This window comes from Brevibacillus sp. NSP2.1 (genome assembly GCF_000470975.2).
Classification (GTDB): domain Bacteria; phylum Bacillota; class Bacilli; order Brevibacillales; family Brevibacillaceae; genus Brevibacillus; species Brevibacillus agri.
In genome coordinates this window covers 473,251-498,979 of record NZ_CP048274.1, presented here as the reverse complement: position 1 = coordinate 498,979, position 25,729 = coordinate 473,251, and the positions used below count along the sequence as shown (strand labels likewise).

Below are 25,729 nucleotides of genomic sequence, written 5' to 3'. Positions count from 1 at the left end.
TTGTCCTCCTCCGATTAGTCGCGGGTCAGCTCAGCCACAAAGTTTGGCAGTTTGAAAGCAGCGTGGTGAACTTCCGCATTGTAGTATTTGGTACCCAGGTCTTTGATTTTCGCCGGATCTACTTCCAACGGATCGTACTGCTTGGAAGCGATGGTGAAGCTCCACAGACCGGATGGATAAGTAGGGATGCTGCAAGTGTACAGACGAGTAACCGGGAAGATGGATTTCAGGTCTTTGAATACGCGTTTGATGAGATCGCGGTTGAACCATGGAGATTCGGTTTGCGCCACCATGATGCCGTCCGGTTTCAGCGCATCGTGAATGCCTTGGTAGAAGCCTTTTTCGAACAGACCTACCGCTGGTCCCACTGGCTCTGTCGAGTCAACCATAATCACATCGTACTCGCCTTTGTGGTCATGGATATGCTTGATCCCGTCAATTACTTGCACGTCGACCTTTGGATTACCAGTCAGTGCGCTTGCAATTTCAGGGAAGTATTTTTTGCAGGATTCAATTACGCCACCGTCGATTTCGGCCAGAACTGCTTTTTCCACAGCCGCATGCTTCACGATTTCACGGATTGCACCGCCGTCGCCGCCACCGACAACCAGAACCTTTTTCGGGTTTGGATGCGTATTGAGAGCGATGTGAGAAATCATCTCGTGGTAAACAAACTCATCGACATCGGTGGTCATAACCATGCCATCAAGTACTAACATACGACCAAACTGCTTCGTAGTAATGACGTCGATTTGTTGAAACTCGGATTTCTCACTGTATAGGGTATCAGTAATTTTCGTTGTTATCCCGTGATTTTCCGTTTGTTTTTCGGTGTACCACAATTCCATATTCATGGTTATGTAACCTCCTTCAATTGACCGCATGAAAATACAATATAACAAGAAAATTATAGTAGCTGCCAATCAAAAAGCAAGTTTTTTTTCTGTGCGGCCGAAAAAGCTGCTCTCCCTGCCGTTTTTCAGGCGACAGGCAAGTTTATCCAGCAAACGGCTTACCCATACTAGAAGTATCATGCGTCCTTTAGTATGTCCTCTTTTGGGCGAAAAACGTCTCGCTGTTTTTTCAAAAAAAGGAGATGGGACCGCCAGTCAGTCAGCAAAACGACCATCACCGTTTTGCTCATTCAAACGATAGAAAGGAGGAGAGGCAAAATGGAAGTCATGCGCGAGCCCTCCCTGCTCCGTTATTTACGCTGGGCCAAGAAATTTGTAAAATTTTCCATACTCAGCCTATTATGCTTATCTTTTGCCATTTTGCTGTTGATTTTGTACTTGCGTTCCCAACCGCTTCCCGAGACATTCGTGAAGCAGACGACAACGATTTACGCCTCTAATGGAGAAGTGCTGGACACGATGCATCGGGGAGAAAACCGCATTTCTGTCCCGATCCAGGAAATATCGCCTGCGCTCATCAACGCGACAATCGCCATCGAAGACCGTTCGTTTCGGGAGCATTACGGCTTCGACTGGAAACGGCTGGCCATGGCCGCCTACGTCGACGTCATCAACATGGACATGCGCCAGGGAGCCAGCACGATTACCCAGCAGTTGGCGCGCAATCTGTATTTGACGTTGGACAAGACATGGGAAAGAAAGATCAAGGAAGCGCTGCTCGCTATTCAGTTGGAGCTGAATTATAGCAAAGATGAAATTTTGGAAATGTACATGAACCAAATTTATTACGGTCACTCTGCCTATGGAGTCCAGGCGGCCGCCCAAACGTATTTCGGCAAGGACGCCAAAAACTTGACCGTAGCCGAAAGCGCGATGCTGGCAGGCATTCCGAAAGGCCCTACTTACTACTCTCCTTTCGTTGATTTTGAGCGGGCAAAATCGCGGCAAAAGCTCATTCTCGAAGCGATGGAACGCGACGGGATGCTCACGGCCAAAGAAGCCGAACAAGCTTATGCGGAGCCGATCAAGCTGAAACAGCGCACTGCGGAAAATATCGCCGAGCAGGCCCCGTATTTCCGTGATTACATCGCGAATCTGGTGAAAAACAAGTACGGCATTGACGAGGAAAAATTCATCCACGGCGGCTTGAAAATCCATACGACGCTCGACCCGGTCATGCAAAAAAAGGCGGAGGAAATCATCGCTTCGACGCTGCCAAAGGACAATCCGAACCTGCAAGCCGCATTGGTTGCGATGGACCCTGCTACCGGTCATATCAAAGCAATGGTCGGGGGACGGGATTACAAAACGAGCCAGTACAATCGCGTACTCGGCAAAAGACAGCCGGGCTCTTCCTTCAAGCCGATCATGTACCTGGCAGCCCTGCAAAACGGCTACACGCCGCTGACGATGATGAAAAGCGAGCCGACCGTGTTCACCTACGACAATAACAAGCAGTACATTCCGAGCAATTTCGGCGGACGGTATGCAAACGCGATGATTAACATGCGCGAAGCCATCAAAACTTCCGACAACATTTACGCAGTGAAAACCATTGATTTTCTCAGTCCGCAAAAAGTCGTCGAGCAAGCCAAAAGCTTGGGCATTACCAGCCCGATGCAAGCCGTACCTTCTCTGGCGCTGGGAACGTCTCCCGTCTCCCCGCTGGAGCTGAATGCGGCTTATGCGGCCATCGTCAACAAGGGAGAAGCTGTTCAACCAATCGCAATCACCTCGATTGAGGACAGCGAAGGCAACATTTTGGTCGAAGAAAAGACGGAAAAAACCCGTGTAGCCGATCCAGTCGCCTCAGCGCTCTTGGTCAATATGATGCAAAGCGTATTTGAGCGCGGCGGAACCGGGTATCGAGTCGCAAACGAGTTGAATCGGCCCGTGGCCGGGAAGACAGGCTCTACCGATTATGATGCCTGGCTGAGCGGATTCACGCCTCAACTGGTAGCGACGGTCTGGGTAGGATACGACAAAAATCAAAAAGTGGACGATGTGAAAGAAGGCTATATGTCCAAAAAAATTTGGGCCAGCTTCATGGAAAGCGCGCTAAAAGGACAACCACCCGCCCTCTTTGACATGCCGGCAGGCGTCGTGTCCGTCTACATTGATCCGGCATCCGGGAAATTGGCGACCGAGCATTGCCCGAACCCCCAGTTGTTTTATTTCGCCAGCGGAACAGAACCGCACGATTACTGCACCGATCACATTCCGGCCGACCACCAGGCGCCTACACCGCTCACTCCACCTGATTCGTCGACGTTTTGGCAGCGGATGGGCAGTTGGTGGAAGCCTGAGCAATAAGGGGGCAAAAGGAAAAGGACGCACTCGCGAGGAGTTGCGTCCTTTTTTTCATTCACGAAAACGACTGGTTGTTGTCTCCGCCGCCTACAACGCCGTCTCCATCTGCGAAGACGTGGTCGTTGATGACCGTAATCAGCCCGGCCTGATCGAGTTGCTCCAATACTTCAAACAAGCTTTCCCGTTTGCCCGCCGGGAGCTTCCGGACGAAGTTGTTGATTTCAACAGGTGACACATGCGTGCGGAAATGGACGCCGCCGTGCTTCACAAAATGGTCATGGGACTGCTCCTGCTCACGCGGATTTTCACTCATTCGTACCGCCCCTTCCGTCAGACAGTTTGGTTCGAGCCTCATTAGTGTTCCGCGTTCGCCACAAAGCATGACCTGTAAAAAAAGCCTGATGTGTATTTACTCCAATGTGTATTTGCTGAGGGGAACATGCTTGAGCCATTGGCTTGAATCACAACGGCAGCATGAACACAAACAGGGAAAGAGTGACGGCTCTTTCCCTGTTTGTTGACCCAGTGTACATGTACACAGATATAGAAATAAGTTTACCTGACTTCAATTCTGGTAACAATTGATTTCACAATTTGTTCACAGACCGTTCACGATTTCCAGCATTAGGACAAACTTCGCTTTAATTCCTCTGAAGAATTTTCAAACATGGCTGCATTGTTGTCGATCAACAATTTTTTCAGCGCCGCTTTTTCCTTTTCGCCCAGTTCTTCGAGCATGATACGGCGCTTCATGGAGTAGTCCATCCGATTCACATGGTCCGCCAAAATTTTGTATCCGCGGCGCGCTTCCCGATCAATTTCCATATAGCACGCAGTCGCACCAGCATAGTACGGGCCATTTTCGTTGCGGTCAACGGTTACCCAAACGAGCCAATAAGGCTTTCCGTTCGGCACTTCTTCTTTGTTCGTCGTCCATTTGATCCCTTTTTCAACCGAGCTTTTCGCATGCAAAGCGCCCATGTCGATGTACGCCTCGTCGCCGTCGATGATGACCGACGATACCGCATTCAAGTCGAGTACACCTTGACCAAACCCGCCATGAACATCGGTTTTGCCGCTCATGATCGTAAAGCCGCCTTTTTTGTTATCAAAAATATCCATTTACACGCCCTCCAGACACAGATTCTCCTTTCTTTATTCTACTCGGAAACCAACAGCGACGCAATTTGCCCATGTGCCCGGTTATTTCCCGTTCATTTTTCGAGCGGTTCGTTGCCCGCCGCCTGCTTTCTTCGGTATCGCTTCATGACCTTGTCGAATAGCCACATTATCAAGGTAAGAAGCAGAGCAGAATGAACCGCCATCGCGGCTTTGATAATCAGCAGCGAGCCCAGCATAGTACTGGAAGGAACGGCTATCATGTAGTACAAAAAACTGGTGAGAAACGCCGCGCCAAACGTCGGCCAGCCGCGAAACCCAAACACCGCCCACATGCAGCCTGTCACAATCAGCCCGATGATCGGTCCTCCCAATTCAATGGAATACATAAACGGGCCGAGAAATAGCCAGACAAATAAGTTGTCCATTTTTCAGGTCCTTTCTAAACTTTTACTTTTTGGCTTTACTTTTTGGCTGTCGCCTGATACTGGTGGACGATCCTGTCGTCCGCTCCCGGCGCAATGTTGTTGCTTGTTGCGGTTGCGGATTGTAGCTGTTTGCGTTATTTTACTGGGCACCATTTGTTGCTTGCGAATGGTTCTCTGTGTTCGTTGTATTAGCTTCGTTTGTTGTGTATGAGTGGTTCTCCGCTTCGTTCTATGAATGCGATTAGTCTACTGAGTGCTTTTCTTGCGACAGGCCATGCTCGTCCAGGCGGTAGCGCTTGCCGTGTTCCTCATCGTCTCGCGAATCTTCTGACGAAAAACGTTTGATGATAAACTTCGGCGAGTTTTCATCCTGTTGCGGTGGAGGCGTTTCAAACTCCAGCTCCTCTTGGTCGAGCACATGGATGACGACAATGTTGCCGTGGTACTCGATAGCGAGATCGTCCCGCACTTCCTTTTCGTCGGCAGCAAGGGTGATGATACTGCCATTTTTGTGGAACGTCAGCTCAGGAAACGTTCCGTCCTCTTTGGAAATAATGTAGTACAAATACTTGGCGCTTTTTCCCGGGACTTGATTGCGCAGCCCAGGCTGTGTTTCCTCGATTCCTTTCAGCAGTTGGGTCACTTGCTTCATGACTTCCGGAATGGTCGGCAGCTTGGCATGCTCTCCTGTCACATAATACCTTTTCTTTATGTCTTTTTGGGCGTAGTTGGCGCTGATATAGGGGACGGTTCCGTCTCCCAGTCCCTGGTCGTAATAAGGCACCCATTCGTTGTGGTACGCGTCGAAGAAGTAGCCTAAAAAAGTCGTTTGACCTGTGCCGACAATGGAATACTGCGGCACATTGATCGTCTTTTTGTCCCATTTTTCATGGAGCGAGCCGCCTTGCTTGACCAGCGGAGCGTAATCCAGGCGAATTTTTTTGTCCTGCAAAAATTCTGTGTAGCTGTAAGTATCGTTGCGGTTTTTTCTCAGGAAACCAGCCGTTTCAAAGTACTTTTTGGACGGCAGCAGTTCGTACACAGCCGGAGCGTATTCCGAAATGATTTTTCCTGTCTCCTCATCCATCCACGGAATCGAGAAATTGTACCCGTACTTGATCGCCTGATAAGCTCGCGGGGAACCGAGAAACGGCGTACCCATGTAGACGATGCGATTGATTTTTGGCTGATACGAAACGTTTGCAAGCAGCGTCTCTCTCGTCAGCAAGCCGCCCATGCTGTGCGCGACCAAATGAACCTGCCGTGCCCCTGACCGCTCCAGGGCGAGATCGATTTTTTTCTTCAACTCGGCCGCATTTTTCGTGCTGCTGTATCGCCAGTCATACGGCATGGCGAAAATGGTGCGGTGCTTTTTGTAGCCCATCCTCTCCAGTTCCTTTACCATGCTGTAATACTGCTCCGTCATATTGCGGACAGGGTCCAGCGGAGAATAGGAAAGATACTCAATGGCGCTGAATCCTTCATCGTCACGTTCCGGGTAAATAGTGACGCCCGTTTCCCTCGGCCGCACCTCGACACTGTTCGGCCTCGTCGGCTCCAGGGAGAGCAGGCGCCGATGCTTAGGGTCATTGATTCCAAGCAGACTGTCGCCAAGGCCAAGCCATATTTCTGAGGCTTTGCCGTTTTCCTCTGCAACCAGACGGGAGCCACCTATCCCCGGGATCAAGATGACCGGAATCGTCTTCGCAGCCACGTTAAGCTTGTAGGAATTGGGCGTGAAGCCGGATCGCTTGCTGGCCATTACTTTGATGATGTAGCTTCCGGGATTGACGTTCATGATGATTTGCTCGTTGGCGTTTTTCGGTTTTTCTGATTTCGCCAGTACTTTGCCTTGTTCATCCTGCACATACAGGTCCATGTCCATCCCCGCGGGAATGTCTTTTAGATCGACCATGAAAGTCGATGTCAGCGAAAAGGAATAGCGGTAGTAATCGACGTCTGTGTTCGCATGCAGATTCCCGGTAAGCGACGCAGAAAAATCGGCGGGCAGTTCATGCGCCTCCTGTAACGTGTTGTTAGGCTCGTACCCATCGGCTTTTGCATCCGACTGGTCAGCCAGAAAATCAGCCCGCAGGCGGTAGTAGAAATCTTTATGGTGGGATTCCCGTTGCCCTTTTACTGCGATGTAATACCATTGGTCTTTTTCCAGTCCGATGCCTTCGACGGACTCGTCGCTCTCTTCTGGGCGTTCGGAACGGCCAAGCTCGTTTTGCTCTGCATCAAATACGTACAGTTGATAGTCTTGACCGTATGGAATCTCGCGCAAGGAAACATTCATCCGCCCGTGCTTCGTCCCTTTGATCTTCCAATAATCCACGTCGCCTGCCGCCCCGATCTTCCCTCTGGCATCCTTTCCGTCAAACAGCCAGTCGGCTTTTCCAAACGTATCGTTAGGCTCCAGTTCAAAAATAACCTCTCTGCTGCGCAGCTCGATTTCTTCCGGCTTGCCGCTGGCTGCAAAGTCGGCGTAAAACTCTTGCGCCAACTCGTCCAGCGTCTGGTCGGCATCGTTGGAGTCAGACTCGTCTATGCCGGACTCATCCTCGTTGTGGCTGACTGCTTCAACCTCGTCTGCCTGGCTTGTCGTTTGCCCTTGCCTCTGCTCGAAAAGCGTGGTTAACGCCAGCAACTCCGCATTCACCTCTGCACGTCTGCCCCAGGACGCCTTCTTCACCGTCAGCTTTTCCGCGTAAGTCATGTCTCTACCAGCCAGATCAAGCTGCCAGCTTACCAATGGCTCGTCCTCATCCGGCTCGCGCAGGCTTATCAGTAAAGGGCTGTCTCCTGTAGGCTGTACAGCGGCGGATATACGTGAATCGTTGCGAAAGGTGCGGCTCTTGTTTTCGCCATCCTGGGCAATTTCCAGCTCGATCCGCTCAGGACTTGTTGACAATTGCGCCTGAATGCGCACCTCGCCCTTTTCCACCCAAGCCCACGCCGCTTCGACGAAAAGCTCACGCTCTCTGGCCCATCCGGTCCCGACAGCATTCGTCCAGCACATCACCAACAAAAAAAGGAAATAAGACAGGCGCTTGGCCGTTTTCATCGTAACACTCCCCCTCATCCTCCATCTACCTAAAACAGTAAAAAAAGACAGATAAGGGGTGCAAATATATTTACTGCGTCGTGTGGTTGCGGATTCCTTGCCGCTCCCAGGCATTGGCGATAATCCGGAAAGGCACCCGGTAATCCGCCTGCTCATGGCCTTGCCCGGCCGTTTTGTTCAAATAAGGAAAGCCTTTGTCAACGCCAAACCGAAACTGCACCTGATAGTAAACCGCATAGGAGCCGCCCTTTGCAAAGCCGTGCTGCTTGTCTCCCATCAACGGTGTATCTACGCCCACCTCGCGCGTCCCCAGCTTGGACGCTGAAAAGGACTGTCCGCCCCAGCGCTGGTTTGAAAATGCTTGCAACGAAAGCAAAGACTGCAATGGCGTCTGCCTCCGTCCCGTCTCGGATATCCATGCTTTTGCCGAAACAATCAGCGGAAACTGGCCGCTGACCGGATGGCGGTGACGCTCCTGCAGTTCCACGCGCGCCAAAATCCGCTCGCCCGCATAAAAATCGTTGGGCGCACTGTCCTTATAACGGTCGCGCGCATGGTATTCTGACCATTCCGGCGTATGCTGAATGAAGCTAGTCGCATTCGGCTCAAACACCTCAAAGCTGCGCTCTCCCCCTTTTACCGTAATCGTGTAGCGACCCGTCATCGAGCGAACGGCAGTTTGCGCTTCGCACGTTTCCTGGTCCTCCTCGTTTGTGGAACACACATCGTAGGTCAGCGTAAAATCAATTTTGTAATCCATGGCAATGACAAAGCCGTTGATTTGCGCTTTGTATGGCTGATTTTGCAGCACTTGTCTCCACGTCGTTTGGGTGGGGACATGCGTGCCCGTGTACAAAAAGTCTCCCCCCATGGACGTACTGGCTACCTGCCATTGCTGCGGGATTCCCGGACCTGTCACTTGTAAATCCAGCAGAGCGGGCGTGTAGACAGCAAGGCTTTTGGCGTCTGTGATCCAGCCGGGGCTGGCCGTAACGGCAATGTTTTTGACGTCCTCCCCGCTGACCGCCTGCTCCAGTTGCAGCTTGTATTCCGTAATTTTTTGATTGATCTGCTGCTGCGTCTTTTGAAAGCCTTCGTTGATTTTCGCCTGATCGATCACTACGCGAATTTTGGCTGGCTCGCGTTCCCATACGCCATCTGCTTGTACCGGCAGCTTTTGTAACTGGCGATTCTCGCTGTCGTATATCTCCAGCCCGATTTCGCCGCCATCGTAATTCTCCCCTCCCCCGGGAGGCTGCGGGATATTTCCGCCGACGATCTTCACAGGCCATTGGGCGCGGTTATCTGGCCAGATCGTTTCGTTATCCGGTTTGTTCTTGGACGGATTGATATTCGCAATGAAATCCTCTGTTTTTTGCGGATACTTGGTTGGTACAGTGATTTTGCGAACCTCGCCTGCTTTAAAGTCATTTACATCGAGAATTGTTTCTTTTGTTGAACTTTCCCATCTGATCGCCAATTTTGTATCGTGTGTCAACTTACCAGCGTTTTTCACGCTGAAAGTAATCGTCGCTTCCGTTCCTGGCGCTTGCGGATCGCCTGGATCAATGTCGAAGCTGCTCTTGACGATCAAAAGGTTCTCTCCATCGGGATCTGGACCTGGACTGCCTTCACCAATTTTCACGAAAAAGAAGCCGTGACAATTCTCGTCTTCATATGAACTTATTTCTACTTTGTAGAGTCCGTCCAAAAGTAGACCTCCATTACCTGTTGGAAAGAGAATCCAGTGGTCTTCACCTGGACTACCTGAACTGTACAAAGATTTGCCATCCCTTTTTCTTTCCCACATTCCTGTGTTCGGATCAAACCACTTTACCATGTACGAGCTGTCCTGGCTCAAAAACATCCTGAACCAGTATTCCCCTTGGAGTTCATTTGCTGCCAGCTCGATGGTTTCTCCACGTTTTATATTCTTACTCCATTTTTCGGAGTTTAATTTGGTTTCAACAGAAACAAGAATATCCGGGCATTTACGGTCCGATACAATGGTAAACGTCAATTCACCGACACATCCATTCTCGGATTCAAACGAGATGAGAATGGTATCACCAACGTCAACATCGCTTGGTAGTCTGAGATCGAACTTTTGATTGGCAGGTACTACACCATCGGTCAAAGGTATCTTTTGTCCATCCCGTTTCAAGTACCATTTTCCCGACAGCTTCGTGGAGAAGCCCATGTTTGTCTCGTAGTGATCTCCTGCATCAGTGAAGTACCTCATATAGACAGGTTCAGTGAGTGTGCTTGGACCGTTAGGAGAACTATCCAGCGCGTCTCCTTCGGGTGAAAAAGGATTCGGGTATTGCCCATGGACAAAAAACACGACTTTTCGAAGATCAGCTATAGAGCAGGATGCATCTTTTACAACGATTGTTATTTCAAAGTCGCATTCAGGTTTACCATTCCATTGCGATGCGGAGTAGTTTAACCTGAGTTTGTATGTTTTTCCTTTTTCAAACACGACTTCAGGAGGATATGGCAGATTTAGTTTTTCAGCGTTGTACGGACGCCACCTGTCTTTATCGTCGTACTGGCCGGGCAAAGTGACGACGCTGCCATTTGGTTTCGTAACGTCCCACATGATTTCTGCCGGCCCCGTTTCACCGTTCTTATCTGTATAATTGGCCTTGAAATACAGAGTGTCTATCGGCAATATTTCAATCGTATGCCCGTTACGAATAACAGAATTGTTTAGGGTGATGATGGGGCATTTATCTTCGCCGTCTTTGGCTTCTACGCGAAAGTATTTTTCCCAACACTCGGTCCCGTCGTCGCTTCTGTAAACTACCTTTACTCGTCCAGATGAGCCTATACTGCCTATTCCGACCTTTTTGTTCCCTCCGGAACCAGTAGCCATTGGTGAACCATTCATCGTGAATGTGCCGTTTTTCTTCGCAAAAACAGTGATCTCTGCATTTTTCTCTACCACGATATCCGATCCACCGCTGGAAACAGCCGTATGATTTTTTATGTCTTTGTCGCCAACTACCTGAATATCCATTTTTGTTTTCGTTGTTTCTATGGAGCAGGATGGATTTGGATCAGGCTCTTCTGGATCAGGCTCTTCTGGATCAGGTTCTTCCGGGCCGGGTGTTACTTCCCCAACGGTAAATTGAGCTATATATGGAGTAGAAACGCTTATACTACTCGAACCTTGACGGCTCCGCTGGTGCAAATCGGTAATCGTCAAAGATACTTCGTACACTCCTGGCTCCGTCGGCTTATACTCGGTGTTTCTGTAGGTCCAAGTGTATCCAGGCGGATTGCTCGTTTCACTTACAGTAGGAACGGTGCCGCTTGGATCGCGGAAATCTTTGTTGGACAGGAAGCTTTTATAGCCACGGCCTGTCGTTTTATTGATTACGCTTAACGACCAAACAAAAATGCCGCGGTCATAGTAAGAATAGTCCGTGGCATTTGCACTGATCGTCACTGTTTCGTTGACGTTGTATTTTGTTTTGTCGGTCGTTACCGCGCCTGTCGGCTGCGGCGTTGTCCGGAAGTGGCCTAGTGACTTGTAACCGCCATTTCCATCTGGTATCAGGTTATCGCCTTTGGTATAACCGGCACCACCAGATGCAGCAGCCAGTTCCGCGAGATTGTAGGCTTGATAGGGTGGGATTTCATAATTTGTTTCATTGGTTACTTTTTTACTGTACACATTAGCTGATCCACCGAGAATAAAGTTGGGATTTCCTCCAAACCGCTGTATCCAGCGTGGAGCTTCATCACCATCTACGAAATACCAACCCTTATCCGCTTTTTCGTCTATATCTGCAAATCCTAAAACGGATTGCCCATCAACACTCCCATTCACTTCAACTTGTGCCAATGTTGCTCCTAGTTGCCCTGGGATCCCTTCAATAGAAACTATAGTGAATCCATTTTTTGGAGCAAGTCGCTTGTAGGAATCAATAGTTGCTAGTTTGATTCCGTGTAAGTTAGGCGCAGCTTCTGTCATTGATGGTTGTATACCCAATAGCCCTATGAAAAGACAAAAAGAAAGCATAGAAAAAATGATTCTCCTATGCCTCCACATAATATTTCTCATGTCAGCACCCTCAACTAGCGATAGAATTTTTTTGTGCGATTTTCCCGATCAAATTTGGGGAGGTTGGGATACCAATATCCACCCGCTGATGTTGAGTCCTTCGCGTTAATTACTTGAAAGGTTAATGATTTCACTGAATTGACAGGAACCGCGAATGATTCATTATTTAAAAATCCGTTTAATCCATCAGCTTTTGTGTTAAACATGGCTCTTATCAGAAAGTTTCCATCTCCTTTCGGAACTTTTCCAGTGATTTTTCCATTGACCACCTTCAAGCTTTTATGGAACTCATCGGCGTATTTTTTTCCTTGTTCAAGTTGCCATTTATCCTGCCACATGAATTGTAAGATTTCAGCAGCGTCACTTCGCAGCACAGGCAGATCCTCGCGAAATTTCGGTTGGCCTCTTGGTGCGGGCTTCATCCAGCCCCATGTTATCAAAGCACCAGTGTTTGTTAAATCGGGACTTTTTTCACCTCTATATGGCCTCCAAGTATTAAGAACAAGTAGAGCTGCTTCTTCTTTGGTGAGCGGCTTATTCGGATCAATTTTTACATTGTTCAGTATGCCTGCCTTTACAGCTCTTTCATAGCTATATTTGGCCCAGTGCCCTGCAGGTAGTTGCGGTACTGCTGCCGTTTCCTTTACGCCTCTGATGGCAACCAGGCTGGCCACAAACTGACCTTGCGTAATTTGATTATTGGGATAGAACTTACCGCCACTCAACCACAAGTAGCCTTTCTGTATGCCGAAATCAATAGCCGCTTTAGCAGCATGCGATTCATAGTCTTTATTTGTCGCAGCAGCTTGCACGGAATTTTCAAAGACGACGCCAGTAACACTCGTAAACGTGAGTACACTTGCGAACAGGCAGGACACCCATCTTCTTTTCAGCATTGAACACTCCCCCCATTCCTTATTTTACCATCTTTTTCAATCCGGAAATATATGAATTGAACCGATCGCATTGCACAAGTGGCAGCCATAGTAAGCAAAAGCTCTCAATTCATTCTTCAGTTTGGAACCGCAGTTCGGACAATACTACATGGTCAATCGCGCATGTTCCTTTCCAAGTATTCCCGGAACGCACTCTCTGGGACGTCGCCCTCCAGCTTATCGATCACTTTCCCATCTTTGAGCAAAAAAACTGTTGGAGTTGCTGTAGCCCCCATTTCTGTCGCTTTATCCAAATCTGCTTGTTTATTTACATCCAGCTTTTCTACTTGCCAGTCGGGGTAGTCAGCCATCACTTTATCGAATGTAGGTGTAAACGCCGTGCAATACCCGCAGTTTTCGCTAAAAACGTAAACGATCCTCGCCTCCCGCGCGCTGGCAACGGCCAGCCAGGCCAGCGCGACAAGCACAAAAACGCCGCAAAACAGGCTCCACCGCCACAATTGCTTGCTTCCTTTCATCATCTTCCCTCCCTAGATACTACTGAATCAGCACAAAAATGATCGCTATGCTTTTGTCAAAGAACGATGCTCGTATTATGCAGCGCCGCCCTGAGACAAAAAAAGCCGACCCGCGATGTGGTCGACTGCAAGAAAAAAACGGATTCTGTTGAAAAAAGACAAAAAAAATGACGTACCACAACTGTAGTAAGTTCGTACGCCGTGCTGGTCGGTCTATGCATAATCGGCTACATCGGTTTCGTGCCGTCTCCTTGCACCAATGAGCGCAATTCCTCAATAAACGCCTGACCCTTCTGGATTTCCTCCTCGGTGTAGCGCTGCTTGCTCTTAAAAGTAAAAATTTTGCCCTTCATTTCTTCGTAGGGCAAATGGCTGAAGTACAGGATGGTGGATACCAGTTCAAGAAAGCGGGAGTTTTCCTCGTTCATTCGCAAAATGGCCCGCTCTCCCAGCCCGAAGTCGACTTCGTGAAAACGGAGGAAGTCGCGTCCCGTTTCGTTCAGAGAATAGCGGTACATGTGAATGGCGCCCTTGCTCTCCACCTGCTCGTCCAAAAGCCCCATGTTGCACAGCTCGTCCACCCTGAGCGTCAGCTCCTCCGAATACGGGCCGTACATGTGAAACTCGTAGCGCTCATCGAAATCCATCTCCAGATGTTTTCCTATGTACACCATTTTCTGCAATTTTTTTCGCCCGCTCACTTCGCCGACAATTTCGATCAGACGAATGATCTTGGCGTGACGATTAAGCATCCTCCATCACTCCCAGACGTTCTCGAATCTTCCGGGAGAGCTCCCCCGGCAAAGCCATGACTTTATCCAATGGAAAGTACAATTTGTAGTCAAATCGCCGCTTTCCGCTAATGGCCTGTACAATCTCAGACTTCTGCGACAGTTCTACCAGCTCGCCGGAAGGCATCTGGAGCATAATCGGAATCCGCTCCTCTTCTTCTCCGGCACGGTAAAAATCATACGGAAGATCGGAGGTCGTGTCTACCTCCAAATAATACATCGGGTCGATGCCCGCCTGTTGGAACTGCTTTTTCAGTTCTGCCAGCAAGCGGAAATCTCTTGGATTATATTCGACGTATTTGAAGAGATTCCTGTCCAGAAAACGGGCGCATAAATCTTTCAAAATCGGGTCGTCTTCCTTGCGCCAAAGCTGCATGTAAAACAAAATGACCGACTCGTCCAACGCCAAATAATCGGCCAGCTCCACTTTTTCCTGCAAAAACGGCAGCAGCATGACCGGCTCCTGGGAAAACGCGTAGCCGTTCGCAAACAGCCACTTGGCCCGCTGAAAAATTTTGCAAAGCACGACTTCCGCGCTGCGCGTCACCGGGTGGAAATAAACTTGCCAGTACATTTGGTAGCGCGACATGATGTAGTCCTCGACCGCATGCATTCCGCTGAACTTGAAGACGATCCCGTCCTCCTGCGGCCGCATGACGCGCAAAATGCGCTCGATCTCGAAATTGCCGTAGTTGACGCCTGTGTAGTAGGCATCCCGCAGCAAGTAATCCATCCGATCCGCGTCCAACTGACTGGAGATCAAGCTGACAATCAACTTGTTGTCGTATGTTTTGTTGATGACTTCCGCCAGCTTCTTCGGGAACTCTTCATCCAAACGGCGCAAAATCCGGTTGATCTGCGTGTCTCCCAGCAAGATCGCACGCGTCCAATCCTCGTGATGGTATTTGAACACCTTTTCAAACGAATGGGAAAACGGCCCATGCCCGACATCGTGGAGCAGGGCTGCGCACAGACACAGCAACTTTTCCTCATACGTCAATTGAATCCGGCCTTCAAATGTCTCCAAAATTCTCCGCATCAGCTCGTACACGCCAAGCGAATGGTTAAAACGGCTGTGCTCTCCACCGTGAAAGGTAAAAAAGCTGGTGCCCAGTTGCTTGACCCGGCGCAGACGTTGAAATTCTGGCGAGTTGATTAAGTCCCAAATGAATTTGTCCCGCACGTGGACGTAGCGGTGAACGGGGTCTTTGAATACCTTTTCTTCATGTAGAAGCTGGGGCTGTTGCATCCTGGACACTCCCTTCCTGTTTTGCGTTCTCTCTCTATTTTCTATGAGTACAGTATCGTTGATTCTATCATAACACACGTCTGGGTGTGTTTCTTGCGGCAAGCAAACTCTTGCAAAAATTTGAAAAATGTACCTTTAGCATAGATCAATAGTCGTATAAATAGGAGGAAAAAAGGAAAAAACATCGAAAAATCACGAAATAATACCCAGTCAAAGAGAATCACTCCACTTTGTGTCCACCTGCATTTCCGGACAGCTTGTTAATGGCAATGCTCCTGCTGCCGCTGATTGTCTCCTAGGGACAATTCATCGCGTCCAGCCTCTGGAAAAAAACGTCCCTGTCGCGCTCTGGCACAACCTTTTGTGGCAGAAGCTGTTTTTTTTCGTGGGCAGCCCACTCTTGCTGGTCGTCTCGCTTCCCTTGCTGTAGTTCATCGGGTGGCGCAGGGCGAAAATGGCACATGCCCAATCGGTAAGCAATGTCCTGCTGCCGCTCGTGCTCGCCTCCCCCTTCACAGCCAGCAACCAAAACGAAACAGCGGCGTCCCTGTCGCAAATTGCGCGAGAGACTGCCGCTGCTGTATTTTCCTTACATCATCTCTGCCTCCGGCCCGTACAAGTCCGGACGCTTTGCCGCTTTTTTCGCCTGCTTTTTCAGCTTGCGCTGGGTCAGCACCGTGTAGAAGGACGGCACGACTATCAACGTCAACAGCGTCGAGAACAGCAGGCCGGAAATGATCGTGACGGCGAGCGGCTTGAACAGGACGTCGCCGGAAATCGCGAGCGGCATGAGACCCGCCACCGCAGTAAACGAGGTCAGCAAAATCGGCCGCAAGCGCGCCTCGCCTGCCGAAATGACAGCTTGCTTCAGCTCTGCCCCTGCATGCCGCGCTTCTTCGATGAACTCGATGAACACAATTCCGTTGCGCACGACGATTCCCGACAGCGAGATGACTCCCATCATCGTCATGAAGCCAAGCGGCGTCTGGGTCACGAACAGTCCGATCAGACTGCCCGCTACCGCCAAGTAGACGGTGCTCATGACCAGCACCGGGATGGACAGCGAGTAAAATTGCATCGCAATCAAAATCAAGATCAGGAACACGACGAGAATGGACAGTTTGCCCATGTCGATAAAAATATCCGTCTGCTCTGACGTTTCCCCGCCGATGTCAATGCGATAGCCTTCGGGCAAAGACATGCTGTCGAGCATCGGCTGAATTTCCGTCATCACTTCTGTTGCCGTGCGGTTTTTGACATCAGCCGATACCGTTACGCTCCGCGACAAATCGCGATGCGGAATCGCCTGCGTGCTGAAAGTCGGCTTTACTTCCGCCAGTTGCGACAGCGGAATCAGCTCGCCACGGGCGTTGGCGATGCTCAGACGCTGAAACAACAGAGCAGGGTCTTCTTCGCCTTTTTGCAGGAACAGCTTCATGTCGATCAATTCGTCGCCGGTGTCGAACTCGCTGACGCTGATCCCTTCGCTGACCAACCTGAGCGTCGTCGACAGGTCCGTGTAGTTGACCAGCTTTTGCTCCATCAGCTCTTTGTTGACGACAAATTCAAGCGTGTAGCGCTCTAGGCCGAAATTATCCTGCACGTCGTAGGTGCCTGCAATCCCCGCCACCTTGTCTTTGATTTGCGCCGCAAGCGAGCGGAGCGTCTCGATGTCTTCCCCGTACACGCGGATGACAACCGGCTTGCCGACAGGCGGTCCCGCCTCCAACTGCTTAGGCAAAACAGTCGCTTCCGGGTACATTTTCTTGAACTCTTCCGTCCAAGGCTCCAGCATGTTTTCGATCTTCGTTTCCTTTTCATTAAAACGCACGACGAGCTGCCCGACGGTGATGCCGCTTCCCGCCTCTGTGTCGCCGCCAAACATTTTCGGAGCGCTGCCCCCGGCGTAGGAGGCGACCGATTCGATTCCATGCTGCTTCATGATCCAGTCGGATACGCCCCGCACGACCCGATCTGTCTCCTCCAGACTGCTCCCTACTGGCACGCGAATATCTACGAGAAACTGCGGGCGGTCATCGTTCGGGAACAACTGCACGGGAGTGAGCGGAATCAAGCCGTATGCGGCCGTCCCGATCAAAACGCCAATCATCCCGGCCAACAGCGGACGCTTGAGAATTTTCGGCATCAGCTTGCCTGCGTACCAGTTCGTCAACTGCGTCAGTTGTTTGCCCAGCAGCCCCGCAGGCTTGCGGTACCCTTCCGCGCCTGCTTTGCGCCGCTCTTCATACCATTGCCGGAAAATCGGAATGATCGTCAGCGACATAATCATGGACGCCAGCATCGTCAACGAAATGATCGCCGGGACGGGGCGAATGAACTGGCCTGCGTTTCCGTTCAAAAACATCAGCGGGGCAAACGAGGCAATCGTCGCCAATGTCGCGGTCACAATCGAAATGGACACTTCCCTGGCGCCGTTGACTGCTGCCGCCAGCGGCTTTTCGCCCAGCACGGACAAGCGCCGCTCAATGTTGTCGTTCACTACCACGGCGTCATCGACCAAAATTCCCAGCACGATAATGAGCGAGACAATCGAAATCATGTTCATCGTGATGCCAAGCGACGGTAGGAACAAGAGCCCTACCGCAAGCGAAATCGGGATCGCCAAAGCCACGACAAACGAAGTAATCAGGTTCAAGCCCAGCGTGCAGACGAGCAAAACCGCGATGACGGCAATAATCATTTCCCGGGTAAGATCGCTGAACAGCTCATCCACGCGCTCGTTTTGGCTGTAGATCGAATGTCTTTCCGCCCAGACTGGCAGCGATTTGTCCAGCGTCAGCATCATTTCGTCCACGCGCTTTTGCAGCGATGGCACGTCGCTTCCTGTCTCCGCATTGATGCTGACCGAGATCGAAGGCTTGCCGTTGTAATAAGAGACCGATTTGACTGTCTCCGTCGTCAGCTTCGCCTGCCCGATGTCCTTCAAATAGATCGGGAAGCCCGCTTGTGTGCGGGAGATCAATACGTTGTTCAGCTCTTCCACATTCACGTTTTCCGCCAGCTTCAATTGATAAGTGCGTTTGTCGGTCGTCAAATCGCCCAGCGGGATTTTTTCATTTTCCCGTTTGACCGCCATCATTACCTGGCTCCACGTTATGCCGTATTGGCTCAGCTTTTGCGTATCCACCTCGATGTGAACTTCCTGCTTCGGCAAGCCTTCTACCTGGACGTCCGCCACATTGGGAATCGTGCGCAGTTGCTCTTTCCACGACTTCAGCATGTCGCGCATGCTGTACAGTTGCTCCCGCGAATCTGCCGTCACCGCAAACGTCTGGACAAACGTGCGGTTCAGGTCGTCGTTGATGATCGGCTGCTTTGCATCTGCCGGAAGCTCGGCCTCTGCGTCTTTTACCTTTTTGCGCAGCTCATCCCATTTTTGCTTCGGGTCCACATCGCTTTTCGCTTCCACGATGATCGAGGAGACGCCTAGCGAAGAGGTGGAGGAAATATAGCTCAGTCCTTGCAACTCGTTGATTTTTTCCTCCAGCTTCTTCGTCACCGTCTGCTCGACCTTCTCTGGCGAAGCTCCCGGGTAAATGGTTGTCACGGTCGCCAGGTTGACGATGATGTCAGGCGACTCCTGCTTCGGTAGCTGAAAAAAGCTGAGGAAGCCGACCAGCACGACCATGACAAAAAACAGCAGTGTGATCTTGCGTTTCTTGACGATGTACGTAATCACGGCTGGTTCCCTCCTGCCGACTCAATCGGGTCGCCGTCAAACAAACGGTCGACACCTTTGACGATCAGTTGGTCCCCCTCTTTCAGCCCGCTTTTGATTTCCAGTTTGTCATTGGAAATCTGTCCGATCTCTACCTTTGTTTTTACAGCCTTGCCGCCCGCATTGAGAAACACATGGGCGTCGTCTTTTCCTCGGCTGATAACGGCCTCAACCGGAACATAGACGCCAGCCTGCCCTTTGATCGTCTTGGTCGCCTTGACGACTTGCCCGGCAAACCAGTCGTGCGCGGAGTTGGCCACCTGCACTTCCACACCGATCGTCCCTGTGCTCTGGTTGGTCGCCGGGTATATTTTGGTGACCTTGCCGTCGCGCTTCTGGCCGTACAGATCGAGCGAAATCGTCTCGCCTTCCTTCCAGACGGAAATCTCGCGGTCAGGTACTGGCAGCACGACTTTTAGCGTGTCGATATTGCCGACCTTGTACACAGGAGTCCCGGATCCGACCAGATTGCCCGCAGATGTGAGCTTGGCGATGATGGTGCCATTGATGGGAGAGCGAAGCTGTGTTTTTGCCAGGGTGCTTGCCGCCACTTGTTTTGCGATCACAGCCTGGTTGTAGGTGGCCCGGCTCAGCTCCTTGTCTTCTGGACGCGCCCCCTGGGTCACCAGCGAGTACGCCTGTTGTGCATTTTGCAAATCTTTTTGCGCAAGCGTCAGCCCGTTCTGCGCCGTCTCGAACTCGCTTTGCGAAATCGCCTTTTGCTGATAAAGCTGTTCAATCCGTTTGAAATCATCCTGCATTTTTTGCAGAGCAACCGTTGCCTTTTCGACCAGCAGCCGCGCCTGGGCGATCTCCTGCTCCCGCGCTCCGTTGTTGACCTTGCTCAGATTGGCAGCGCTCTGTTGAACCGCTGCGTCCGAGGAAGCGACCTGCAGCGAATAGTCCTGCGCGTTGAGCCGAGCCAGCACATCCCCCGCCTTGACCTTGTCGCCCTCGTTTTTCGCCATCTCCACGAGCTGGCCGCCCACTTCAAAAGAGACGACAGCCTCTTCCAGCGGCTCCAGCGTTCCAGACAGCTCTGACACCGTTTCCGCCTGTTCCTTTTTGACTGCGGCCACGACGACCTGCTTGACTTCCTTTTCCGGGGCTGCGGCAGGCTGCTGCTCACTGCATGCCGTTGTTGTCAACAATCCCATCATCATTACAGACACAAGCCATTTTCTCTTCATGACTTCCCCCGCTCCTATGTACCATCACACGATTTTGTTTTTTTACGCCCGTTTGATTCCTTCCAGCAAAATTTCTGACGCATGCTCATACAGTTGTTCCTCGTCATTGATGATCGGGGCATCAAAGCTGACGCGGTACTTGGCCATGAACGCATAAAAGAACGTCGAAATGAACATCAAAGCCGCTGTGCAAGGATCAGATTTGGGCAGGTGTCCCTGCTCCTGAAATTCGGCGAGCTTTGCGCTCAGCACGTCTACGGCGGTCATCGGCAAACTGCTGAACAGCTTGACGACCTCCGGGTAATTGTCTGCCTCGACAATGCAAATCATCAAAATTTCTTTGCGCTCCACCAGCAAGTGGTAATACGTCCTTGCATACGTAATAAGCATCTCTTTGACGTTGGCGAACTCGCCCTGCAGCCCTTGCTCCAACTGCTCCCGCACGTCGAGAACGTCTTTGAGCAGCTCTTCGAGAATTGCCACCTTCGTTTTGAAATGGCGAAAAATCGTCACCTCATTAACTCCGGCCAGTTCGGAAATTTTGCGGGTCGTCGCTCCCTTGTAGCCTTTTTGCGCCATCAACTGGCGGGCCGCAGACAAAATTTTCTCCCGCGTCTCCTGCTCCTCTCCCCTCCCTCCAGAAGCCTGATCTATATGTGGGTGATCCATAATGCACCTCCGAACCATGCAAGCAATTGCTTTCATTTTCATAAATTTCCATGCACATTATATCCCGGCGATGCATGCATGTAAATACTTGCATGCGTTCGCAAACGAAAAAATTCACTTCATCTCCCCTAACAAAAAAACAAGCTCTCCCTCAGCTTGTTTTTTGTCCGGCTGCATAGCATCCACCCGCTACTCTAGGCCGTTTGTTGCTTTGCCAGAATGAGTTTTCGCATGCTTTTTTTGCAACTGCTCTTTTCCCAGAGATGTACACCACGGCATATGGCAGCCGGATATCCAAATGCCAAGCCGAGGGTTTCAACCTGTCGGCCTCACCGCTTTACATGCTGCTTGACCTGGGAGTCGGGATCGAGACGAAACTCTTCCGAAGACTCGACCAGCTCAATCTCGCAGCCCGGTCCAATCTCGACGTTTTTGCCGCGAACGACCTTGGCGTGTGTATATTCCAAATAAATGTCATCGCCTTCAATCGTGTCTACCGAGAGGATAAAGGCGTTGTTAAAAATATGCTTCAACAGCTTGTTGAGCGTGCTGCTGCCTCCTTTGCGGACCTCGATGTACTCTCCGCCCATTTCCTTTGCCTCGCAGCCGGCGTGCAGATAGACTTCGATCCGCCCTGCATTCAGCAGGCCGCCAACGGTAAACGCGCCTTTTGCAGAGAACACTTCTGCTTCGCAATCCCCTGTCGTCTTCAGCATGCCGCGCACCTTCACTTCTTCGCCTGTCAGGCTGCCGCGCACCTTCGTGCTGCCGTCTACTCTCATTTTGGTAAAAGACAAGTCACCATCCACATCGAGTTGGCCGTACACTTCGATCGTTTCCAGCTCGGCGTTGCCGCTGATGGACGAATTTCCCTCCACCTTTGCCGATGCTCCCCGCACATTCCCGGCGATGCCGAGATGGCCCGCGCAATGCAGCGTCTCGCAATCCACATCCCCTTTGATTTTGCCAAAGCCCTGCACATCTACTTTGTTATACGTGCCTCCCGAAGCATTCACCGAGCCGTGAATGACGAGGTCTGGCTTGTTTTCGCTCATCGCCTTCATCTCCTATGCCTACAAGATTTTTGCTTTCAACTCTTCTATGCATGCGGCCAAGTTCAGCCGAACCACCCATTTCGTCCCGCTGTCAAAATGCAGATCAGCGGAGCCTTGCACCAGCGCAAACGTGGAAATCCCCATTTTCCGCACAAAAATCAGTTCGCAAGCCTTGCCCTCAAAGCTCGGATAGTGATCGACCAGCACCTGCAACAGCCCGCCGCTCTCGTCGACGCTCATTTCCCCCGTTTTCAACAGCCGATCCAGGACGTAGACGTACAGCATCTGCTCGAACGAGTACACCTCCGGCTTGCCGTAGTACTTTGCAAACAGCTCCAGGGAATGCACAGAAACAATGTTTCGCACAAGCAGCTCGTCGGAGGTCAGTTGCGTACTAGCCAAATTGGGGGAAAACATGTCGGCCAGCTCATCGAGAGACAAGTCGTCTTTCATGTGAACGATCTTTTCGATCCTGTTCATGATCTGTTCTCGCGGGAAAAAGGTTTCCTGTCCGGTAAAAGTCGCCCGCCGAATAAACCAGTCCTCTGGAATCAGGTTTTTGCGCTTCCAGCGGTACAGTTGACCGTACGATATCCCCGTCAGCTCCAGCAGCTCCTTTTTTGAGATCAGGTTAGGGTCCATGTAAAGCACCTCCAAAAACAATGCAACATAACACTGTTACGTTATTCAACTCCCTTTCGTTTTGCCCATTAGAAAATTTGGCTGAGCCAGGCCATTGACGCGGCCTTGAGTCTTGCTTCTCACTTCGTCCCCAGTCTCGCCATCTTGCACGCATGCCGGATAAACATCGGCTCTATACGAAAAAAAGGACTTCTGGCAAAGTCCTTTTCTTTTCCTCACACCTATGCAAATTCAGCCTGCAGCAACCGCCTCATGTCTGCTGGCACCGGAGCTTCTACCGCCAGCTCCTTTTCGAGCAGCGGATGCACAAAGCGCAAGCTGGCGGCATGCAATGCCTGCCTGCGCAACAGCCCTCTCGCTCCGCCGTACAGCGTGTCTCCTGCGAGCGGGTGGCCGATATGGGCGAAGTGTACGCGTATTTGGTGCGTTCGCCCCGTCTCCAGCCAGACGCGGACGAGAGACATCCCTTCCGAAGTCTGTTTCACCTCGTAATGCGTGACAGCGTGATCTCCGCCGTCTGTCACCCGCCTTTTCGTCGGATGGCGCGGGTCTTTGCCGATGGGCGCTTCAATCGTCCCCGTGCCATCTGCCAGCCGTCCGCTGACTACGGCCAAATATTCGCGGTGCAGGCCTCCTTCGCGCAGGACCCGGTCAGCCAACTGATGGCCGTAGCTGCTCTTTGCCACGAGGATGGCCCCGGAGGTGTCTTTATCGAGTCGATGCACGGGATGGATGCTGACGCTCTCTCCCCTTTTGGCGAACAGATCAGCCAACGAGTGCAACAATGTTTCATTATGCTCCTGCTTGACGGGATGCACCATCAAGCCTGCCGGTTTGTTTGCGACCAGCAAATGATCGTCCTCATACAAAATGTCCACCGGAACAACCTTGCTGTCCGTGGTCAACGGTTGGGCAGCAAGCTGCGGCGGCGGTTGAAGCTGCTCCTGCCGATCGGCTACGCGCACAGCGATCACATCTCCCGCCTTCACCTGCCGCTGCAAAAAAGGCGGCTTGCGGTTGAGCAAAATCCCTTTGCTTCTCGTCAGCCGCTGCATCATGCGCCCGGATACGCTCAGCTTTTGCCGGACAATTTGTTCCACGTTCATTCCGGTGTCTTCTTCCTTGACGGTGTATTCCATCCAGTCTTTGCGGCTCACGTCTGATCCCTCTGTTCCATGCTTTTTCCCTATTGTAGCAAAAGGACGCCTGACATGCCCGCCTCCCAAATTGCCCGCGCTCCCGCAAGCTGCCTGCAGGCCACAGCAATCTCGGCTGCGCCAAGCCTTTGGCGGAAACTATCGTTGCCAAAAAAACCACCATGCTCGTAGCATGATGGCTTGTTTTTCTCGTGGTTACCCTTTCAGGTTTTCCGGGTTCAGCCCTTGCAGCTCAGGCAGGACAAACAGGCCGTCCTTGCGAATCAGGACGTCGTCAAACCAGATTTCGCCGCCGCCGTACTCAGGGCGCTGGATATTCACCATGTCCCAGTGGATCTGGCTGCGGTTGCCGTTGTCCGCGTTTTCATACGCGCGGCCTGGCGTGAAGTGGAAGCTGCCCGCAATCTTCTCGTCGAACAGGATGTCGTTCATCGGATGCAAAATGTACGGGTGCACGCCGATCGCAAACTCGCCGATGTACCGCGCGCCTTCGTCCGTGTCGAAAATTTGGTTGAGCTTCTCGGTGTTGTTGGCGGTCGCTTCTACGATTTTGCCGTTTTCAAACGTCAGGCTGACATTTTCAAACCGGGTGCCCATATAGCTGGTCGCTGTGTTGAACGTAATCTTGCCGTTCACCGAATCGCGCACAGGTGCGGTGAAGATTTCGCCGTCCGGGATATTGCGCAGTCCGGAGCAGATGACGTTCGGGATGTCCTTGATCGAGAAGCGCAGGTCGGTTCCCGGCCCGACCAGACGCACTTTGTCTGTGCGGTCCATCAATTGTTTCAACGGGAGGAATGCCTCGTGCATCTTTTTGTAGTCCAGGGAGCAGACATCGAAGTAAAAGTCTTCGAACGCCTCTGTAGACATGTTGGCACTCTGGGCCATCGCCGTTGTCGGGTAGTTGAGCAGCGTCCAGCGCACATTCGATACGAGGTAATCGTTCAGCTCTTGCATCACGCTCTGGTGGGCGCGGCGACGGTCTACCGGCACATCTGACATTTCGCTGTCATTGGACGGGCCGTTGATAACGATATACGTATCGAGATCCTTGAACATCGGCTCTTCCCACTTGGCCAGATGGGTCGCCCGCTCTGCGCTTGTTCCCATCATCAGCTCCCGCTGGATTTGCATGTCCAGAACCCGCACAAACGGATAGGCTCCCTTGGCGTACGCTTGCTTGACCAGCTCTTTTGCCAGCGCGTGGCCTTCCCCGCGCACTTCAATCAACAGCGTTTCCTTTTCCTGCAACCGCACGGAATGACTGAGCAGATTTTCTGCCAGCTTGACAATTCGAGTGTCCAACATTCAATCTCCCCCGTTTTCATCATGAACTTAATAAAAAATATTTTACCGAATGGGCGGCGCTTTTTCAATCAGGCTCCGACTCTGTCCGCCTCGTCCTGACTATCATACCACCTGCGAGCGCGCAACGGGGCGGAAGCTGACAGCGCTTGGTACAATTCCAAAAAAAGCGAAAATTTCTCTTGCCTAAAATCATTTCCGTAGAGTATTCTAATCAACAAGAGTTTACCTGTTCAAATATTTTGAAAGACGGGAGTGCTGAGTTCATGGTGTTTTCTGTAGTTATCACTGCTTAGGTAGGGCCTTTTGCTGAGAGGCCCCGCCTCTTACCAACCCTATCTATCGTTTGATACTGCAGGATGCCTGAACCGCTTCCGTCTTTTTCCCGATATGACTGGTGGGTGCCGATACGCGGTGTGAGCAGTTGGCTTTTTGTACCCTTTTTTCGTGGGCACAAAGCCTTCTTTGCTCCCCGATTTTTCGGATTTTCCTGCCACCCTTGTATCGTCCGATCAAGCGCAAGCGGAAAAGAGCATTGTCTCTCCAGCCGTTTGCGCTTTTTGTTGTGGAAAAACCCGCGAAGAGCCGTGCATCGAGATGTTTGGCCC

The 25,729-nt window shown here is 51.3% G+C and carries 18 protein-coding genes; 1 reads left to right on the top strand and 17 read right to left on the bottom strand.

Annotated elements, in window-relative coordinates; translation table 11 throughout:
- Nucleotides 1-14: 14 nt before the first annotated feature.
- Nucleotides 15-848 carry a polyamine aminopropyltransferase gene (speE, locus tag M655_RS02420; RefSeq protein WP_005830256.1) on the bottom strand — a complete coding sequence of 278 codons (834 nt, stop codon included), beginning with the start codon at nt 846-848 and terminating at the stop codon, nt 15-17.
- Nucleotides 849-1,172: 324 nt separating this feature from the next.
- On the opposite strand from speE, the gene M655_RS02415 reads away from it, so the two are divergent.
- On the top strand, nt 1,173-3,227 hold the full coding sequence (locus tag M655_RS02415) for a transglycosylase domain-containing protein (protein ID WP_025843666.1): 2,055 nt from the start codon (nt 1,173-1,175) through the stop codon (nt 3,225-3,227).
- A 52-nt stretch (nt 3,228-3,279) separates the two neighbouring features.
- On the opposite strand, the gene M655_RS02410 is transcribed toward M655_RS02415, so the two are convergent.
- The 16 genes from M655_RS02410 to M655_RS02335 form a co-directional block, all read right to left on the bottom strand.
- A complete protein-coding gene (locus tag M655_RS02410; protein ID WP_026557572.1) occupies nt 3,280-3,537 on the bottom strand; it encodes a hypothetical protein in 258 nt (85 codons plus the stop codon).
- A 311-nt stretch (nt 3,538-3,848) separates the two neighbouring features.
- Nucleotides 3,849-4,346 (bottom strand): YwhD family protein, encoded by a 498-nt coding sequence (locus tag M655_RS02405; RefSeq protein WP_005830262.1) that lies wholly within the window; start codon nt 4,344-4,346, stop codon nt 3,849-3,851.
- Between the two features lie 92 nt (nt 4,347-4,438).
- On the bottom strand, nt 4,439-4,771 hold the full coding sequence (locus M655_RS02400; protein ID WP_026557573.1) for a hypothetical protein: 333 nt from the start codon (nt 4,769-4,771) through the stop codon (nt 4,439-4,441).
- 241 nt (nt 4,772-5,012) lie between these two features.
- Nucleotides 5,013-7,838: a lipase/acyltransferase domain-containing protein gene (locus tag M655_RS02395; RefSeq protein ID WP_026557574.1), complete on the bottom strand. Its 2,826-nt coding sequence runs from the start codon at nt 7,836-7,838 to the stop codon at nt 5,013-5,015.
- A gap of 70 nt (nt 7,839-7,908) precedes the next feature.
- Nucleotides 7,909-11,868, bottom strand: coding sequence for an ABC transporter permease (locus tag M655_RS02390; protein WP_286085955.1), 3,960 nt, complete (start codon nt 11,866-11,868; stop codon nt 7,909-7,911).
- Nucleotides 11,869-11,924: 56 nt separating this feature from the next.
- Entirely contained in the window at nt 11,925-12,806 is an 882-nt protein-coding gene (locus M655_RS02385; protein WP_026557576.1) for an S-layer homology domain-containing protein, read from the bottom strand.
- A 152-nt stretch (nt 12,807-12,958) separates the two neighbouring features.
- Nucleotides 12,959-13,324, bottom strand: a complete 366-nt coding sequence (locus M655_RS02380; RefSeq protein WP_007786134.1) for a thioredoxin family protein — start codon at nt 13,322-13,324, stop codon at nt 12,959-12,961.
- A 227-nt stretch (nt 13,325-13,551) separates the two neighbouring features.
- The gene (locus M655_RS02375; protein WP_005830274.1) at nt 13,552-14,076 is read right to left on the bottom strand and encodes a YwgA family protein; all 525 of its coding nucleotides are present in this window, start codon (nt 14,074-14,076) and stop codon (nt 13,552-13,554) included.
- Nucleotides 14,069-15,364, bottom strand: a complete 1,296-nt coding sequence (locus tag M655_RS02370; RefSeq protein ID WP_005830276.1) for an HD domain-containing protein — start codon at nt 15,362-15,364, stop codon at nt 14,069-14,071. Before M655_RS02370 ends, M655_RS02375 begins: the two co-directional genes overlap by 8 nt.
- Nucleotides 15,365-15,953: 589 nt before the next feature.
- Nucleotides 15,954-19,064: an efflux RND transporter permease subunit gene (locus M655_RS02365; protein ID WP_007786138.1), complete on the bottom strand. Its 3,111-nt coding sequence runs from the start codon at nt 19,062-19,064 to the stop codon at nt 15,954-15,956.
- Entirely contained in the window at nt 19,061-20,293 is a 1,233-nt protein-coding gene (locus M655_RS02360; RefSeq protein ID WP_005830279.1) for an efflux RND transporter periplasmic adaptor subunit, read from the bottom strand. The genes M655_RS02365 and M655_RS02360 overlap by 4 nt, the downstream gene beginning before the upstream one ends.
- A 42-nt stretch (nt 20,294-20,335) precedes the next feature.
- Nucleotides 20,336-20,962, bottom strand: coding sequence for a TetR/AcrR family transcriptional regulator (locus M655_RS02355; protein WP_026557578.1), 627 nt, complete (start codon nt 20,960-20,962; stop codon nt 20,336-20,338).
- A gap of 329 nt (nt 20,963-21,291) precedes the next feature.
- Nucleotides 21,292-22,017 (bottom strand): polymer-forming cytoskeletal protein, encoded by a 726-nt coding sequence (locus M655_RS02350; RefSeq protein ID WP_286085954.1) that lies wholly within the window; start codon nt 22,015-22,017, stop codon nt 21,292-21,294.
- Nucleotides 22,018-22,035: 18 nt separating this feature from the next.
- Complete coding sequence (locus M655_RS02345; RefSeq protein WP_005830284.1) at nt 22,036-22,659, bottom strand: YhbD family protein; 624 nt, start codon at nt 22,657-22,659, stop codon at nt 22,036-22,038.
- Between the two features lie 221 nt (nt 22,660-22,880).
- Complete coding sequence (locus M655_RS02340) at nt 22,881-23,816, bottom strand: RluA family pseudouridine synthase (RefSeq protein WP_005830285.1); 936 nt, start codon at nt 23,814-23,816, stop codon at nt 22,881-22,883.
- Nucleotides 23,817-24,011: 195 nt separating this feature from the next.
- On the bottom strand, nt 24,012-25,124 hold the full coding sequence (locus M655_RS02335) for an aminopeptidase (RefSeq protein ID WP_005830287.1): 1,113 nt from the start codon (nt 25,122-25,124) through the stop codon (nt 24,012-24,014).
- Between the last annotated feature and the right edge of the window lie 605 nt (nt 25,125-25,729).

Coding starts and splice junctions, on each gene's coding strand:
- speE (WP_005830256.1), bottom strand. CDS start 848: ATGGAATTGTGGTACACCGAAAAACAAACGGAAAATCACGGGATAACA.
- M655_RS02415 (WP_025843666.1), top strand. CDS start 1,173: ATGGAAGTCATGCGCGAGCCCTCCCTGCTCCGTTATTTACGCTGGGCC.
- M655_RS02410 (WP_026557572.1), bottom strand. CDS start 3,537: ATGAGTGAAAATCCGCGTGAGCAGGAGCAGTCCCATGACCATTTTGTG.
- M655_RS02405 (WP_005830262.1), bottom strand. CDS start 4,346: ATGGATATTTTTGATAACAAAAAAGGCGGCTTTACGATCATGAGCGGC.
- M655_RS02400 (WP_026557573.1), bottom strand. CDS start 4,771: ATGGACAACTTATTTGTCTGGCTATTTCTCGGCCCGTTTATGTATTCC.
- M655_RS02395 (WP_026557574.1), bottom strand. CDS start 7,838: ATGAAAACGGCCAAGCGCCTGTCTTATTTCCTTTTTTTGTTGGTGATG.
- M655_RS02390 (WP_286085955.1), bottom strand. CDS start 11,868: ATGCTTTCTTTTTGTCTTTTCATAGGGCTATTGGGTATACAACCATCA.
- M655_RS02385 (WP_026557576.1), bottom strand. CDS start 12,806: ATGCTGAAAAGAAGATGGGTGTCCTGCCTGTTCGCAAGTGTACTCACG.
- M655_RS02380 (WP_007786134.1), bottom strand. CDS start 13,324: ATGAAAGGAAGCAAGCAATTGTGGCGGTGGAGCCTGTTTTGCGGCGTT.
- M655_RS02375 (WP_005830274.1), bottom strand. CDS start 14,076: ATGCTTAATCGTCACGCCAAGATCATTCGTCTGATCGAAATTGTCGGC.
- M655_RS02370 (WP_005830276.1), bottom strand. CDS start 15,364: ATGCAACAGCCCCAGCTTCTACATGAAGAAAAGGTATTCAAAGACCCC.
- M655_RS02360 (WP_005830279.1), bottom strand. CDS start 20,293: ATGAAGAGAAAATGGCTTGTGTCTGTAATGATGATGGGATTGTTGACA.
- M655_RS02355 (WP_026557578.1), bottom strand. CDS start 20,962: ATGGATCACCCACATATAGATCAGGCTTCTGGAGGGAGGGGAGAGGAG.
- M655_RS02350 (WP_286085954.1), bottom strand. CDS start 22,017: ATGAGCGAAAACAAGCCAGACCTCGTCATTCACGGCTCGGTGAATGCT.
- M655_RS02345 (WP_005830284.1), bottom strand. CDS start 22,659: ATGGACCCTAACCTGATCTCAAAAAAGGAGCTGCTGGAGCTGACGGGG.
- M655_RS02335 (WP_005830287.1), bottom strand. CDS start 25,124: ATGTTGGACACTCGAATTGTCAAGCTGGCAGAAAATCTGCTCAGTCAT.